We start from the raw sequence: 13,733 nt of genomic DNA, 5'->3' as shown, positions 1-13,733 counted from the left end.
GTTTTCCCGCCAACCCGTCCTTTTTGAGGATTTCCGACAATGAATGATCTGAACAAGCGCTCTCTGCTCAAGCTGGCCGCCCTCACGGCGGTCGCTTCGGCGGCCCTGATCGGCTGCGGCAAGAAAGAAGAAGCGGCAGCACCGGCCGCGGCCCCCGCGCCCGCTCCGGCACCAGCGGCAGCCGCACCGGCTCCGGCAGCGCCGCTCAACATCGCATTCGCATACATCGGCCCGGTGGGCGACGGCGGCTGGACCTTCGCGCACGACAACGGCCGCAAGGCGCTCGAGAAGGAATTCGGCGACAAGATCAAGACCACCTTCGTGGAAAGCGTGCCCGAAGGCGCCGACGCCGAGCGCGTGTTCCGCGACATGGTCGGCCAGGGCAACAAGCTGATCTTCGGCACCACCTTCGGCTACATGGAGCCGATGCTCAAGGTCGCCAACGACAGCAAGGACGTGAAGTTCGAGCACGCCACCGGCTACAAGACCGCCGACAACATGCGCACCTACGACAGCCGCACCTACGAAGGCGCGTACATGGCCGGCATCATTGCCGGTGCCATGACCAAGAGCAACACGCTCGGCGTCGTCGGCTCGGTGCCGATTCCCGAGGTGCTGCGCAACATCAACAGCTTCACGATGGGCGCGCAATCGGTCAACCCGAAGATCACCACCAAGGTCGTGTGGGTCAACGAATGGTTCAGCCCGCCGAAGGAAACCGAAGCGGCCACCGCGCTCATCAACGGCGGCGCCGACATCCTGTTCCAGAACACCGACTCGCCCGCCGTGCTCAAGACGGCGCAAGAGAAGGGCAAGCGCGCCTTCGGCTGGGATTCGGACATGACCGCCTACGGCCCCAAGGCCCACCTCGGCTCGGCCACCATCAACTGGGCGCCGTACTACATCAAGGCCACGCAGGACGCGCTCGACGGCAAGTGGGCGACCGGCCAAGCCTGGTGGGGCGTGAAGGAAGGCGCCATCGACCTCGTGTCGATCGCCGAAGACGTGCCGGCCGAAACCAAGGCCAAGGTCGAGGAAGTGAAAAAGGGCCTGAAGGACGGCAGCTTCGCGATCTGGAAGGGCCCGATCCTCGGCCAGGACGGCAAGGAAGTCGTCGCCAAGGACGCGGTGGCCGACGACAAATTCCTGACCGGCATCAACTTCTACGTCAAGGGCGTCGAAGGCAAGGTGCCCGGCGGCGACAAGAAGTAATCGCTGCGGCGATGCAGACGAAGAGGGTCGCCCAGGGCGGCCCTTTTTTCATTCGAGGAGGGGATTCGCACCATGAAGCTGATGTTCACCATTGCGAGCGCCGCGTTGCTGTCGGCGGCCTCGCTGTCGTTCGCGGCCGAGCCCGCCAGATTCTCGAAGGACGAGAAAGCCCTGCAAAAGGCCGTCTCCGACACCGAGATGTGCTTTCACTTGGCGGGCGAGTTCAACGGCGACGGCTCCGCGCGCGACAAGGAAATCAACCGCATGCAGCGCAAGCACTGCAACAAGGCGGGCCAGCAGTTGCTGCAGAAGGCGTATCGCGCGAATCCGCAGGACGCGCGCCTCTATCCGGCCGTGCTGATGCTCAACAGCCTGACCACGGAATTCCTGCCGAAGGCCGAGGTGGCCAGGTTGTGCGCGGCGTCGAAAACTGAGCTCGTCTGCCCCTGAGCTTGAAGCCCCCTGCGGCACGATGCTGCTGCGATTGGTGCGCAAGCACGGCCGGAAGATGTAAAAAACGCTTACATTGGTCGCCCCGCACTCCCGCCAGAACGCCTCCCCTCCGAACCGCGAGTCCCATGTCCGCGACAGCCCCAAACCTCGCCGATGCCTGCTTTCCCGGCTTCGGCTCGGCGTTCACCATGGCGTTCCAGCCGATCGTGGATGTCGCGCGCCGCGAGATCTTCGCGCACGAAGCGCTGGTGCGCGGCCTCTCGGGACAAGGCGCGATGGAGGTGCTCGCCAGCATCGGCTCCTCGCAGCGCTTTGCGTTTCACGAGGCCTGCCGGGTAAAGGCCATCGAGATGGCGGCAGGGCTGGGCATGGCATCCAGGCTCAGCCTCAACGTGCTGCCCAACGATGTGGCCGGCCGGCCCGAGTGCTTTCGCACCGCCATGGCCGCCGCGGAGCATTGCAATTTTCCGGTGAGCCGCCTGATGTTCGAAGTCACCGAGGGCGAGCGGACGATCGACCTGCCCGGCCTCGCGGCCATCTTCCAGGACTTCAGGCACCACGGTTTCACCTCGGCCATCGACGATTTCGGTGCCGCCTATGCAGGCTTCGGGATGCTTGCCGCGTTCCAGCCCGACGTCTTGAAGATCGACATGAGCCTGGTGCGGAACATCCATGCCGACCCGGTTCGGCTGGCCATCGTGAGAGGCTTCGTCGCCACCTGCGACGAGCTGAACATCCGGGTGATCGCCGAAGGCGTCGAGATGCTGGAAGAGGTCGACGCCCTTCACGCGCTGGGCGTAGACCTGTTCCAGGGCTACTTCTTCGCAAGGCCCGCCATTGCCGCATTGCCGGCGGTGGCATGGGGCACCGCCTGACGTGACCTTATGTGACGGGGCGGGGCGGGCGGGTCCCGCTCACACGTTGCTGGTCGCGCGCACTTCCTCGATGGTCGTCTGCCCGGCCAGCACCTTCTCGATACCGTCCTGACGCAGCGTGCGCATGCCTTCGCGCAGCGCCGCTTCCTGCAGTTCCTCGGCACGCGCTCCGTTCTGCACCAGGCGCCGAAGCGTCCTGGACACCACCATCAGCTCGTGAATGCCCACACGGCCCTTGAAGCCCGTATCGCCGCAATGCGGGCAGCCGGTGCTGGTGAAGGTGTGCAGATGGCCGCCGTGCCCATGGCGTGCGATCCAGTCGCCGCGCACCGCCTCGCGCTCGGCGGGCGTGGCCTCCGCGCCGAAGGCATGCATGTAGTCGGCCAGCAGTTCCTCGACCTTCTCGGGGCTCGCGGGGCTGCTGGTGGTGCACTGGGTGCAGAGGCGGCGCACCAGCCGCTGTGCCAGCACCGCCAGCAGCGAGTCCGCGAAGTTGAAGGGGTCCATGCCCATGTCGAGCAGCCGGGTCACCGTTTCGGGGGCGCTGTTGGTGTGCAGGGTCGAAAGTACGAGGTGGCCGGTCAATGAGGCCTCGATGGCCGTCCTGGCGGTTTCCTCGTCGCGGATCTCGCCCACCATGATCACATCGGGGTCGGCGCGCACGAAGGCCCGCAGGGCCTTGGCAAAGGTCCAGTCGATCCGTGGATTGACCTGCACCTGCCGGAGGCCGGCCTGCGTGATCTCGATCGGGTCTTCCGCCGTCCAGATCTTTCGCTCCGGCGTGTTGATGTGCATCAGCGCCGAGTGCAGCGTCGTGGTCTTGCCCGAACCCGTGGGGCCGACGCACAGCACCATGCCGTAGGGGCGCTCGACCGCCTGGGTGAGCTGCGCGAGATTGCGCGGCGAGAGGCCCAGCGCGTTCATCGCGATGGGCTTGGCCGATGCAAGGATGCGCATGACCACGTCTTCCAGGCCGTTGCTGGTCGGAATGGTGGCAACGCGCAGTTCGATGCGGTGCTGCGGCGAATACTTGCTGAAGTTGATCTTGCCGTCCTGCGGCTTGCGTTTCTCGCTGATGTCCAGGTCGCACATGATCTTGATGCGCGCCACCACGGCGTTGCGATAGCTGGACGGAAGCTCCAGGTACGTATAGAGCCGGCCGTCGCGGCGAAACCGGATGCGGGTCTTTTCGTCGCCGGGCGAGCTTTCGACGTGGATGTCCGATGCGCCTTCGCGATGCGCCTCCAGGATCATGCTGTTGATCATGCGCACCAGCGAGTTGTCCGACTGCTCGATCGGCGCCTCGGTGCTGGCGATCGAGCGGCCTTCTTTCTCGAGCGTTTCGAGCAGTTCGCTGGTGCCGGCCATGTCGAACTCCAGCGGCCGCATCGGATCGAAGCTGGCCGGGCGCGGCGTCGCCGGGTCGCCGAGCTTCTCGTAGGCCTTGTGCAGCACGCCGTCCAGGTCGAGGCATTTCCCGACCACCGGAATCACCTTCGACTGGGCAATGAATTCCACTTCGTCGATGGCCGAACGCCGGTTCGAGGGATCGTCCAGCGCGAGCACCAGGCGGCCCTCGTGCAGCATCAGCGGCATCACCTGCAGGCGCTGCGCCGCGCTGTGGCCGATCTTGCGCAGGGCCTCTGCGGACGGCGCGAACAGGTGCAGGTTGACCAGCGGATAGCCCATCTTGTGCACCAGCGCCGCCTGCAGCTGGGCGCGGTTGATCAAGCCCATGCGCACCAGCATCTCGCCCAGCGGCACCGTGGGGGCGAGCTGCTGCTGAACCAGTCCACCTTGCAACTGCGCCGCGGTGACCATGCCCAGCGACATCAGCGTCTGGCCGATCTGCGCGATCGGCATGCGGGTCTGGGCATCGAGTTCGGTCAGCAGTTGTTCCGGTGTGGTGACTTCGGCGGATGACATGGATGGGATCTCCTGTTCTGGTTTCTCTGCGCTGGCGCACGCAGCTCATTGGCTTGGCGCGGTGCGGCGGCCGGGGCCGCGGTTCATGGGCAACGGATCAATCGGAAAACTCGAACCTGTTCCTTCCCGCCGACTTGGCGGCATACAGCGCGCTGTCCGCATGCGCCAGCAATTCTTCGGCGGTGACCGGTGCATCGCCGCCCAGGCGGAATGCGATGCCGATGCTCGTCGTGACCTGCAGCGGTTGGCTGTCGAGGCGAAACGCGGGTGCGCGAATCTGCGCGAGGATTTTCTGTGCAACCCCTGCCGCCGCATCCCGCGCAGGCAGATTTTCCAGAACGACGACGAACTCGTCTCCCGCCAGCCGCGCCACGATGTCGGTGGCACGCACGCTGGACCGCAGGCGGTTGGCGTATTCGACCAGGACGCTGTCGCCGCTTGCGTGGCCCAGCGTGTCGTTGATGGTCTTGAACGCGTCGATGTCCAGGAACATCAGGGCCATCGCGCTTCCGGTGCGCTGCGCCCGCAGGAGCGCCGCGGGCAGGAGCTCGTTGAAGGCGAGCCGGTTCGGCAGGCCCGTGAGCGTGTCGAGCCGGGCCAGCTCGATCAGCTGGCTCTCCACCGCCTTCAGGGCCGTGATGTCCAGGCACAGCGAGAAGATGCCGTTCGTGGCGCCGTCCGCGCCGATGTCGGGCACCAGGCTGATGCGGGCGACACGGCCCGCGCCGACGGCCGGGGTCTGGTCCTCGAACTCCACGCGCTCGCCGGCGAGCGCCCGGTCGATCAAGGCCTTGCGCTTCTGGTACACGCCATGGCCCACCACGTCGTGGAGGGGGCGGCCCAGCAGTTGCGAGGGTTCGAGCCCGAACCACTCGCGATGGGTGGCATTGGCGAAGGTCACGTTCTCCTCGCGGTCGATGTAGGTGATGAGCGCGGGCAGGTTGTCGGTGATGGTGCGCAGCCGGTTCTCGCTGTCGGCGCGCTGCAGCTCCGCCTGCTTGAGCGCGGTGATGTTGAAGGTCATGAGATAGAAGCCAAGGACGCGGCCGTCAAGATCCTTGTCGGGGATCAGGTGGGCCTGGAAGTGCCCGTCCTTGCCGTGCAGCGGCGCATGCAGCGGAAAGCGCACCTGCTTGCCCGCGAGCACCACCGGGATGTAGGGCGCGTGCTGTGCGTACATCGATTCGCCCAGCGCCGAGCGCAGCGTGACGCCGTCCAGCGGCCGGTCGCCATGGTCTGCCATCTGCCGTGCGCGGCTGTTGGCGTAGAGGCAGTTCTCCTCGGTGTCGAAATAGCCCACCAGTGCGGGAATGCTGTCGGTCACGTCGCGCAGCCGCTTCTCCTGCTCGGTCAGGGCCTTGCGCACGTTCACCTCGTCGGTGATGTCGAAGGTCATCGCGAACACGCCCTGCACCGCGCCGCTGGCGTCCTGGTCGGGAATGTAGTGGGCCTTGTAGGTGCGCTCGCCGATGCCGCGCGCAGGATCACCCTTTTTCTCGACGACCACGGTCTCGCCGGCCAAGGCGCGCCGGATGTAGGGCTCGACGACTGCGAAATCCGCCGCGCCTCGCGCCTCGGGCATCGACTGGCCGACCATCGAATCGTTGCGGTGCAGCGCCCTGATGTGCGCGTTCACGAAGGTGTAGTTGAGCGATGCGTCGACATGCGACACCAGCGCAGGAATGTTGTCCGCAATGATGCGAACCTTCGCCTCGCTGTGCGCCAGGCTCACCTCGATGCGCTTGCGCTCCGTCACGTCGAAGGTCATGGCGTAGTAGCCGCGGTACTGCCCGGCGTGGTCGAGATCGGGGATCAGGTCGGTCTGGAAAAAGCGCTCTTGTGCGCCGGGCCCCGATGCGTCGCGGCGCTCCAGGCTGACCGATTCGCCCACCGCCACGCGCTGCAGCCCCGCTTCGAGGGCCGCGTCGTCGCCCGGGCTGCGCATGCTTTGCACCGGCTGCCCGATGAGCTGCGCGGCGCTCTGGCCCAGCTTCTCGCACAGGCGGGCATTCACGAAGGTGTAGCGGCCCTGCGCGTCGGCATGCGAGACCATGGCCGGCAGGTTGTCGGTGATGTCGCGCAGGAACTTCTCGTCCGCCTGCCGTTGCCGAATCAGCCGGTCGAAGGTGCGCGAGAGGTCGCCGATTTCATCGTTGGTGTACCTGCGCAGCGCCGTCACTTCGGTCGGCGCGGCTTGGGCACGCAGCATGTGCCGGTGCAGCGCGGTCAGGGGCTTGAGCTGCTGCCGCACGACAGCCAATGCGATCGCACCGGCCAGCAGCGCGAGCACGAAGGCTCCCGCCCATGCGGCGCGCTCGATGGCATCGACATGCGCAAATGCCTCGTCGCGCGGATACATGGCGCCCATGATCCAGTCCGCCTGCCGCAGGCGCCTGAACGCATAGAGGCCGTGCACGCCCTCCCGATTGACGCCTTCGGTCGCGCCCTCGAAGCCTCTGATGGCGCGCTCTATCTCGGGGTTGCGCGCCGTCTGCGGGCTGGCTGCTTCGAGCACGCGCTCTTCGCGGGGATGGTCCACGACGATGCCGTTCGTCGTCGTGATGAACAGGTACCCGGTCTCGCCGAACCTGACGCTCGCCAGGTCGCCCAGAATGTTGCGCTCCTTCAGGTTGATGGAGCCCGAAATCACGAACTGCACCCGCCCTTCGCTGTCCAGCACCGGTTCGGTGATGGCGACCTGCGCCAGGCCGTTCAGCCGGTTGCGGTAGGGCTCCGAGATCACGCCCTCCTTGGAGGCCACGGTGTCCCGGAAATACGCGCGGTCCTTGACGTTGATCCGGCGGACCTGGCCGGCGTTGCTGAGGTTTGCCACCAGGTTGCCGTCCATGTCGATGAAGGCCACATTGTCGAACGCCTCGCGCAACGACGCGTGCCGTTCCAGAAAAGCCTGCAGCGGCGCCGCATCCGCCAGCGCGAGCGCCTCCACGCTGTCGCCGAAGGTCTTCAGCAGCGTGCGCCGGCTGATGAACTTCTGGTCAACCGCATCCGCCAGGGCCGAAACGCGCGCGAACTCCTCCTGGGCAATCGACTCCCGCATGCTGGTCTTGACGAACTGCAGCGCGACCGTGGCAACGGCGAACGTGGCTGCCAGCACCACTGCAGCCACGCCAAGGCTCATGCGCGTGTTCAGACCGATGCGGAATTTTCTGGAACCTGATGGATTCATTGACCTGCATAGTGCATCGCAACCAAGGAACGGGTGCAGGCCCGCAAGTTAGGCGTTCCGGGAGAGAAGCGCAAGTAGCCATTCACCTGACCGGGCGCAGGGCGCAGGGCACGGTTGCTTCAGGTCGGCGTGCCTCTGGTCTCGATCACGCTTGCCGCGCTGTCGACGAACCCCCGTATCAACCGCTGCCGCGGCGACGCCCGCAGCCACAGCACGCCGAAGCGCCGCGGCTCCGAGGGCAGCGGCAACGGGATCTTCACGATGCGCTGGCCATCGAGCAGCGGCGATGCGATGTCGGGCACCAGCGAAACGCCCAGGCCCCGGTCGACCATCATCGCGATCGCCAGCAGCGAACTGAGCTCGAAGCGCTCCTGCGGCACGATGCCCGCGGCGCGCAGGTACCGGTCGGCCTGCTTGCCGCCTCCGAGTGCGCGGTCGTAGCGGATGAACGGCGAAGTTCGCAGCAGTTCGTGCGGGTCGCGCCTGGCAAGGCGGCTCGGCGCGAGCAGCACCAGCGGCTCCTCGCGCAGCAACGACCAGTCGAAAGTCTTGGCCAGCACATAGGGCGGATACAGGCACACGGCCGCATCGAGCTCGCCCTGCTGCACCGCCTTGTGAAGCGTGGCCGTCGTGCCCGACTGCAGGAACACCTTCACGCCCGGATGCGTCTTCACGAAGCGCGCGAGGATGTCCGGCAGCAGGCTGTGGATGGCCGTGTTGATGGTGCCGATGAGCAGTTCGCCGCCGGCCGCGTCGCTGTTCAGCAGCGTCTTGATGTCGCCCACCTCGCGCAGCAGGTTGCGCGCGCGCTGCACCAGCAGGTGCCCCGCCTCGGTCGGCTGCACCGTGCGGCCCGCGCGTGCGAGCAGCGGTGCGTTGAGCTCGCGCTCGAGCGTGCGTATTTGCTGTGCCACGGCGGCGGGCGTCAGGTCGAGCCGGCGTGCGGCCTCCGACATCGAGCCCGACTCCACGACCAAGAGAAAGCTTTGCAGGTAGGCGGTTTCCATGAAGATAGATTTTCTATGAACTGATCATAGAAACCATGTGTTTTTCTTTTCTCATGCGCTGCGCACACTGCGGCGCATGAGAAGCAAACTGTTCGTTCCCGGCACGCGCCCCGAGTTGTTCGCCAAGGCGCTGAGTGGCGCGGCCGATGGCGTGTGTTTCGACCTGGAAGATGCGGTTTCCGAGCCGCGCAAGGGCGAGGCGCGCGATGCCGTGCGGCAATTGCTGCAAGGCGATGGCGTCGCTGCATCGGGCAAGACCGTGATCGTGCGCGTCAACGCGATGGACACGCCGCATTTCGCGGACGACATCGCGGCGGTGGCGCAGGCCGGCGTGCACCTCATCAACATTCCCAAGCCCGAGAGCCCGGCGCATGTGCGTGCCGCGGTCGAGGCCATCGAGCGCGCCGAGCAGGCCAACGGCGTGCGTACGCCCATCGGCCTGTTGCTGAACATCGAAGCGCCGTCGGCGTTGCGCACCGGAGCGCAGCTCGGGTTGGGGCATCCGCGCGTGGCCGGGCTGCAGTTGGGGCTCGGCGATCTGTTCGAGCCGCTGGGCATCGCACGCCGCGAGCCGGCTGCGATCCAGCAGGCGATGTTCGCGATGCGCATCGCCGCGGGCGAGGCGGGTGTCTATGCGTATGACGGCGCGTTCGCGGACATCCGCGATGCCGAAGGTTTCCGCGCCGAGGCCATGCTGTCGCGCAACCTCGGCTTCCTCGGCAAGACCTGCATCCACCCGAGCCAGATCGCGATCGCCAACGAGGTATTCCGGCCCACCGACGAAGAGATCGCCCACGCCTGCAAGGTGGTCGAGGCCGCGCGCGACGCCGATGCCAAGGGCGTGGGTGCCTACGTGGTCGACGGAAAAATGATCGACATCCCTTTCGTGATCCGCGCACGCGCCATCGTCGCGAGCGCGCGCAGCCTGGGCCTGCTGCCGGGTTGAGCCTTTCGCTTTCTTAAAAAAATCAGGAGACAAGACAGATGAAGATTTCCCCGTTGTTTCGCTTGCGCACGCTCGCTGTTGTTGCAGCTGCAGCTGGCGCCTGCCTTTTGAGCGGCGCCGCCTTCGCACAGGCCGCGTATCCGACCAAGACCATCACCATCGTCGTGCCCTATCCGGCGGGCGGCTCCAACGACACCTTCGCGCGCCAGGTGGCCAAGGAACTGGGCGACGAGCTCAAGCAGCCGGTGATCATCGACAACCGCCCCGGCGCGAGCGGCAACACCGGCACGGGACAGGTCTCGAAGGCCGCGCCCGATGGCTACACGCTGGTGGCGGTGTCGTCGAGCATGACGACCAATGCGGCCGTGCAGTCGAAGCTGCCGTTCGATCCGGTCAAGGGCCTCGCCCCCATCGCGATGTTCGCCAAGGGGCCGTTCATCGTCGCGGTGAACAACGAGTTTCCGGCGAAGACGCCGGCCGAGCTCATCGCCGCCATCAAGGCCAAGCCGGGGCAGTACAACTACGCCTCCTCGGGTGCGGGCAGCGTCAACCAGTTCGGCACCGAGCTGCTCAAGGCCAAGGTGGGCGACCTGCAGATCGCGCACATCCCCTACAAGGGCATGGGGCCGGCCGTGACCGACCTCGTCGGCAACCAGACGCAACTGCTGATTTCGAGCGGGCCCTCGCTGCTGCCGATGGTGCGCGCCGGCAAGCTGCGCGCGGTGGGCATCACCAGTTTGAAGCCGAGCCCGATCGCGCCCGACCTCACGCCGGTGTCCACGGCCGTCCCCGGCTACGAGTTCGAGCTCTGGTGGGGCCTGCTCGCGCCGGCGGGCACGCCGCCCGACGTGATCGCCAAGCTCAACGGTGCCGTGAACAAGATCATCACCAAGCCCGAGATCGAGGCCAACTTCCTGCGCGAAGGCGCCATCGCCACGCCGCTCTCGCCGGCCCAGTTCGGCACGGTGATCGCCGAGGACGTCGAACGCTGGAAGAAGCTGGCCAAGCAGCAGAACATCACCGCCGACTGACGGCCGACCACCGAGGAAAGAAAGATTCATTCATGAGCTTCGACGCCGACAAAGACGACGCACGCCTGCCCGCGCGCACCGGCCCCGCGGGGCCGTTGAGCGGCCTGCGCGTGCTCGACCTGAGCGCCTACATCGCGGGCCCCTACGGCTGCTCGCTGCTGGCCGACCAGGGCGCCGAGGTCATCAAGATCGAGCCGCCCACGGGCGACAACCTGCGCAAGTACCCCTCGACGCTCGAGGCCGAGAGCCGCGCCTTCATCGGCGTGAACCGCAGCAAGCTCGGCGTGGTGCTCGACCTGAAGAAGGCGGAAGACCTTCCCGCGTTGATGGCGCTGGTGCGCACGGCGGACGTGCTGGTGCACAACTTCCGCCCCAGCGTGCCGCCGCGGCTGGGCATTGCGTACGACCAGCTGAAAGCCGTGAACCCGCGCCTCATCTACTGCAGCCTCACGGGCTACGGCGAGACCGGTCCGCTGCGCGAGAAGGCCGGCTACGACCAGGTGCTGCAGAGCATGACCGGCATGTGCGCGCTGCAGGGCAAGCGCGGCGAGCCGCCCGAGATCATCTACGGCTCGGTGGTCGACTACTACGCGGCCGCGCTCGTGGCTGCGGGCGTTGCCTCAGCGCTGTACGAACGCGAGAAGAGCGGCCAGGGCCAGTTCGTCGGCGTGTCGCTGCTGCGCTCCGCGCTCACGATGCAATCGGCGCGCATGGTGTGGGCCGAGGGCGAGCCGAAGGACGTGGGACGCGACATGCGCTCGGGCGGCATCACCGGCCTGCATCCGACGCGCGAAGGGCACCTCTACATCTCGGCCAACACGCCGCACTTCTGGCAGGCGCTGTGCGCCAAGGTGGGCCTGCCCGAACTCGCGGCCGACGAGCGCTACGACTCGGTGCGAAAACGCGCGCTGCACTTTGCGGAGATCGTTCCGCGCCTGCGCGAAGCGCTGGCTGCACGCACCGCGCTCGAATGGGAAGAACTGTTCGGCGAGGAAGTGCCTTGCGCAGCGGCGCGCACCGTCGAGGACATGTTCGACAACGAGCAGGTGCTGGCCGAGGACATGGTGGCGAACTTCGCCCATCCCACGCTCGGCTCGTACCGAGGGTTCACGAGGGCAGTGAAGTTCGGACGCACGCCCGGCCCCGAGCCCTTTGCGGCACCGACGCTGGGGCAGCACACGGACAAGGTGTTGAAGACCGCGAGCGCAGCGGACTGAAAACGCGCATGGACGTCAGCTACCCCAACAGCAGCGGAGCGCGCCGACCCGCCGGCGTGGCGCCGGAGGGCGCGTGCGATGCGCACATGCACATCTACGACCGCCGCTTCGCGCTGCACGGCTCGCCCGACGCGATGGTCGACAAGGCCACGGCCGACGACTATCGCCTGCTGCAGCAACGCATCGGCACGCAGCGCACGGTCGTCGTGCAGCCGCGCGTGCATGGCACCGACAACAGCGTGACGCTAGCCGCCATTCGCGCGCTCGGTGCCGAGAACACGCGCGGCATCGCAGTGGTTCGCCCCGACGTGAGCGATGCCGAACTGGAGCGGCTGCACGCAGGCGGCATTCGCGGCATCCGCTTCACGCTCTACGCGCAGGCCAACGCGGTAACAAATTTCTCCATGGTCGAGCCACTCGCCCAGCGCGTGCACGCGCTCGGCTGGCATGTGCAACTGCACTGGGGCGCCGATCAGATCGCGGCGCATGCGGAGCTGCTCGCGCGTCTGCCGTGCACGATCGTCTTCGACCACCTCGCGCGGCTGCCGCTGCCCGACGCGCTTTCGCATCCCGCGTTCGATGTGGTCAGCCGACTGCGCGAGAACGGCCGCACATGGGTCAAGCTGTCCGGCCCCTACCTCGACTCGAAGGCGGGTGCCGCGGGCGGCTACGCCGACACGACGTCCATCGCGCAGGCCTGGGTCCGCCAGGCGCCCGAACGCGTGGTTTGGGGCAGCGACTGGCCGCATCCCACCGAGCCCGTCGCCAAGCCCGACGACGCGGCGCTGTTCGACCTGTTGAGCCAGTGGGTGCCCGACGCGGCCACGCGCCATCGCGTGCTGGTCGGCAACCCGGCGCTGCTCTACGACTTTCCTGAAATGACGACAAAGACCGAGAAACCTGAAAAATGACGAAGAGACGCCTCCTGAGATCCATCGCCGCGCTGGCCGCGTGCACTCCGCTGCTCGGCTGGGCTGCATGGCCCGACAAACCCATCCGCATGGTCGTGCCCTACGCCGCGGGCGGCGGTGCCGACAACACCGCGCGCGTCGTCGCGCAGCACATGAGCACCGCGCTCGGCCAGCAGATCGTCAATCGACAACAAGCCCGGTGCGGGCGGCGTGATCGGCGAGGACAACGTCGCGAAGGCCCCGGCCGACGGCTACACCGTGCTCTACGACGCCTCGGCGTTCTCGGTGAACCCGTCGCTGCGCAAGCTGCCATTCGATGCGGCGAAGGATTTCATTCCCGTGTCGCTCGTGGCCACAGCGCCGCAGATACTCGTCGTGCCCGCGACCGCACCGTACAAGACCGTGGCCGAGTTCCTCGACTTCGCGCGCAAGAACCCCGGCAAGCTCAGCTTCGCCTCGGCCGGCGGCGGCACTGGTTCGCATCTGGCGGGCGAGGCGCTGAACGAGCAGGCGAAGGTCAACCTGATGCACGTGCCCTACAAGGGCGGCGCACCGGCGCTGACCGACGTGATGGGCGAGCAGGTGTCGGCGTACTTCGGCAACGTGGCCTCGACGCTGGGCTATGTGAAGTCGGGCAAGCTGCGCGCGCTGGCCGTGAGCTCAAGCAAGCGCGTGAACGGGCTGCCCGACACGCCCACGCTCGCCGAGTCGGGCCTGCCGGGCTACAACGTGGTCGAGTGGAACGGCGTGTTCCTGCCCAAGGGCACGCCGGCCGATGTCGTTCAGCGGCTGGGCAAGGCGGTGCAGGCGGCGGTGAACGATCCCACGGTGAAGCAGAAGCTGCTGCAGTTCGGCCTGGAGCCCGCAGGCACCACGCCCGAGGCGTTTGCGAAGTTCGTGCAGGATGAAACGGGACGGGTGAGCGCGTTGGTGAAGGCTCGCAACATCCGCGTCGATTGAGCGTGGCT

The 13,733-nt window shown here is 66.9% G+C and carries 11 protein-coding genes; 8 read left to right on the top strand and 3 right to left on the bottom strand.

Going from position 1 to position 13,733, the window contains the following annotated elements; all coding sequences use genetic code 11:
* Positions 1-39 precede the first annotated feature (39 nt).
* The 3 genes from VARPA_RS22495 to VARPA_RS22485 all read left to right on the top strand — a co-directional run bounded on the left by VARPA_RS22495 (position 40) and on the right by VARPA_RS22485 (position 2,540).
* Positions 40-1,212 carry a BMP family ABC transporter substrate-binding protein gene (locus tag VARPA_RS22495; protein ID WP_013542884.1) on the top strand — a complete coding sequence of 391 codons (1,173 nt, stop codon included), beginning with the start codon at positions 40-42 and terminating at the stop codon, positions 1,210-1,212.
* Between the two features lie 72 nt (positions 1,213-1,284).
* On the top strand, positions 1,285-1,662 hold the full coding sequence (locus tag VARPA_RS22490) for a hypothetical protein (protein ID WP_013542883.1): 378 nt from the start codon (positions 1,285-1,287) through the stop codon (positions 1,660-1,662).
* A 128-nt stretch (positions 1,663-1,790) separates the two neighbouring features.
* Complete coding sequence (locus VARPA_RS22485; protein WP_013542882.1) at positions 1,791-2,540, top strand: EAL domain-containing protein; 750 nt, start codon at positions 1,791-1,793, stop codon at positions 2,538-2,540.
* 39 nt (positions 2,541-2,579) lie between these two features.
* Here VARPA_RS22485 and VARPA_RS22480 read toward each other — a convergent pair whose 3' ends face one another.
* The 3 genes from VARPA_RS22480 to VARPA_RS22470 all read right to left on the bottom strand — a co-directional run bounded on the left by VARPA_RS22480 (position 2,580) and on the right by VARPA_RS22470 (position 8,660).
* Positions 2,580-4,466: a GspE/PulE family protein gene (locus tag VARPA_RS22480; protein ID WP_013542881.1), complete on the bottom strand. Its 1,887-nt coding sequence runs from the start codon at positions 4,464-4,466 to the stop codon at positions 2,580-2,582.
* Between the two features lie 97 nt (positions 4,467-4,563).
* The gene (locus tag VARPA_RS22475; protein ID WP_013542880.1) at positions 4,564-7,605 is read right to left on the bottom strand and encodes a PAS domain-containing protein; all 3,042 of its coding nucleotides are present in this window, start codon (positions 7,603-7,605) and stop codon (positions 4,564-4,566) included.
* 167 nt (positions 7,606-7,772) lie between these two features.
* Complete coding sequence (locus tag VARPA_RS22470) at positions 7,773-8,660, bottom strand: LysR family transcriptional regulator (RefSeq protein ID WP_013542879.1); 888 nt, start codon at positions 8,658-8,660, stop codon at positions 7,773-7,775.
* Positions 8,661-8,736: 76 nt separating this feature from the next.
* Here VARPA_RS22470 and VARPA_RS22465 point away from each other — a divergent pair, with 76 nt between their 5' ends.
* The 5 genes from VARPA_RS22465 (at position 8,737) to VARPA_RS22445 (ending at position 13,725) form a co-directional block, all read left to right on the top strand.
* Positions 8,737-9,606, top strand: coding sequence for an HpcH/HpaI aldolase/citrate lyase family protein (locus VARPA_RS22465; RefSeq protein ID WP_013542878.1), 870 nt, complete (start codon positions 8,737-8,739; stop codon positions 9,604-9,606).
* Between the two features lie 38 nt (positions 9,607-9,644).
* Entirely contained in the window at positions 9,645-10,637 is a 993-nt protein-coding gene (locus tag VARPA_RS22460) for a tripartite tricarboxylate transporter substrate binding protein (protein WP_013542877.1), read from the top strand.
* A gap of 32 nt (positions 10,638-10,669) precedes the next feature.
* Positions 10,670-11,854 carry a CaiB/BaiF CoA transferase family protein gene (locus VARPA_RS22455; RefSeq protein ID WP_013542876.1) on the top strand — a complete coding sequence of 395 codons (1,185 nt, stop codon included), beginning with the start codon at positions 10,670-10,672 and terminating at the stop codon, positions 11,852-11,854.
* Between the two features lie 8 nt (positions 11,855-11,862).
* Positions 11,863-12,765: an amidohydrolase family protein gene (locus VARPA_RS22450; protein ID WP_013542875.1), complete on the top strand. Its 903-nt coding sequence runs from the start codon at positions 11,863-11,865 to the stop codon at positions 12,763-12,765.
* Positions 12,766-12,975: 210 nt separating this feature from the next.
* On the top strand, positions 12,976-13,725 hold the full coding sequence (locus VARPA_RS22445; protein WP_234974812.1) for a tripartite tricarboxylate transporter substrate-binding protein: 750 nt from the start codon (positions 12,976-12,978) through the stop codon (positions 13,723-13,725).
* Positions 13,726-13,733 lie beyond the last annotated feature (8 nt).

Origin of the sequence: Variovorax paradoxus EPS, from assembly GCF_000184745.1 — a bacterium.
In the GTDB taxonomy this organism is placed as follows: Bacteria; Pseudomonadota; Gammaproteobacteria; order Burkholderiales; family Burkholderiaceae_C; genus Variovorax; species Variovorax paradoxus_C.
This window is presented reverse-complemented; position numbering and strand designations above follow the sequence as displayed.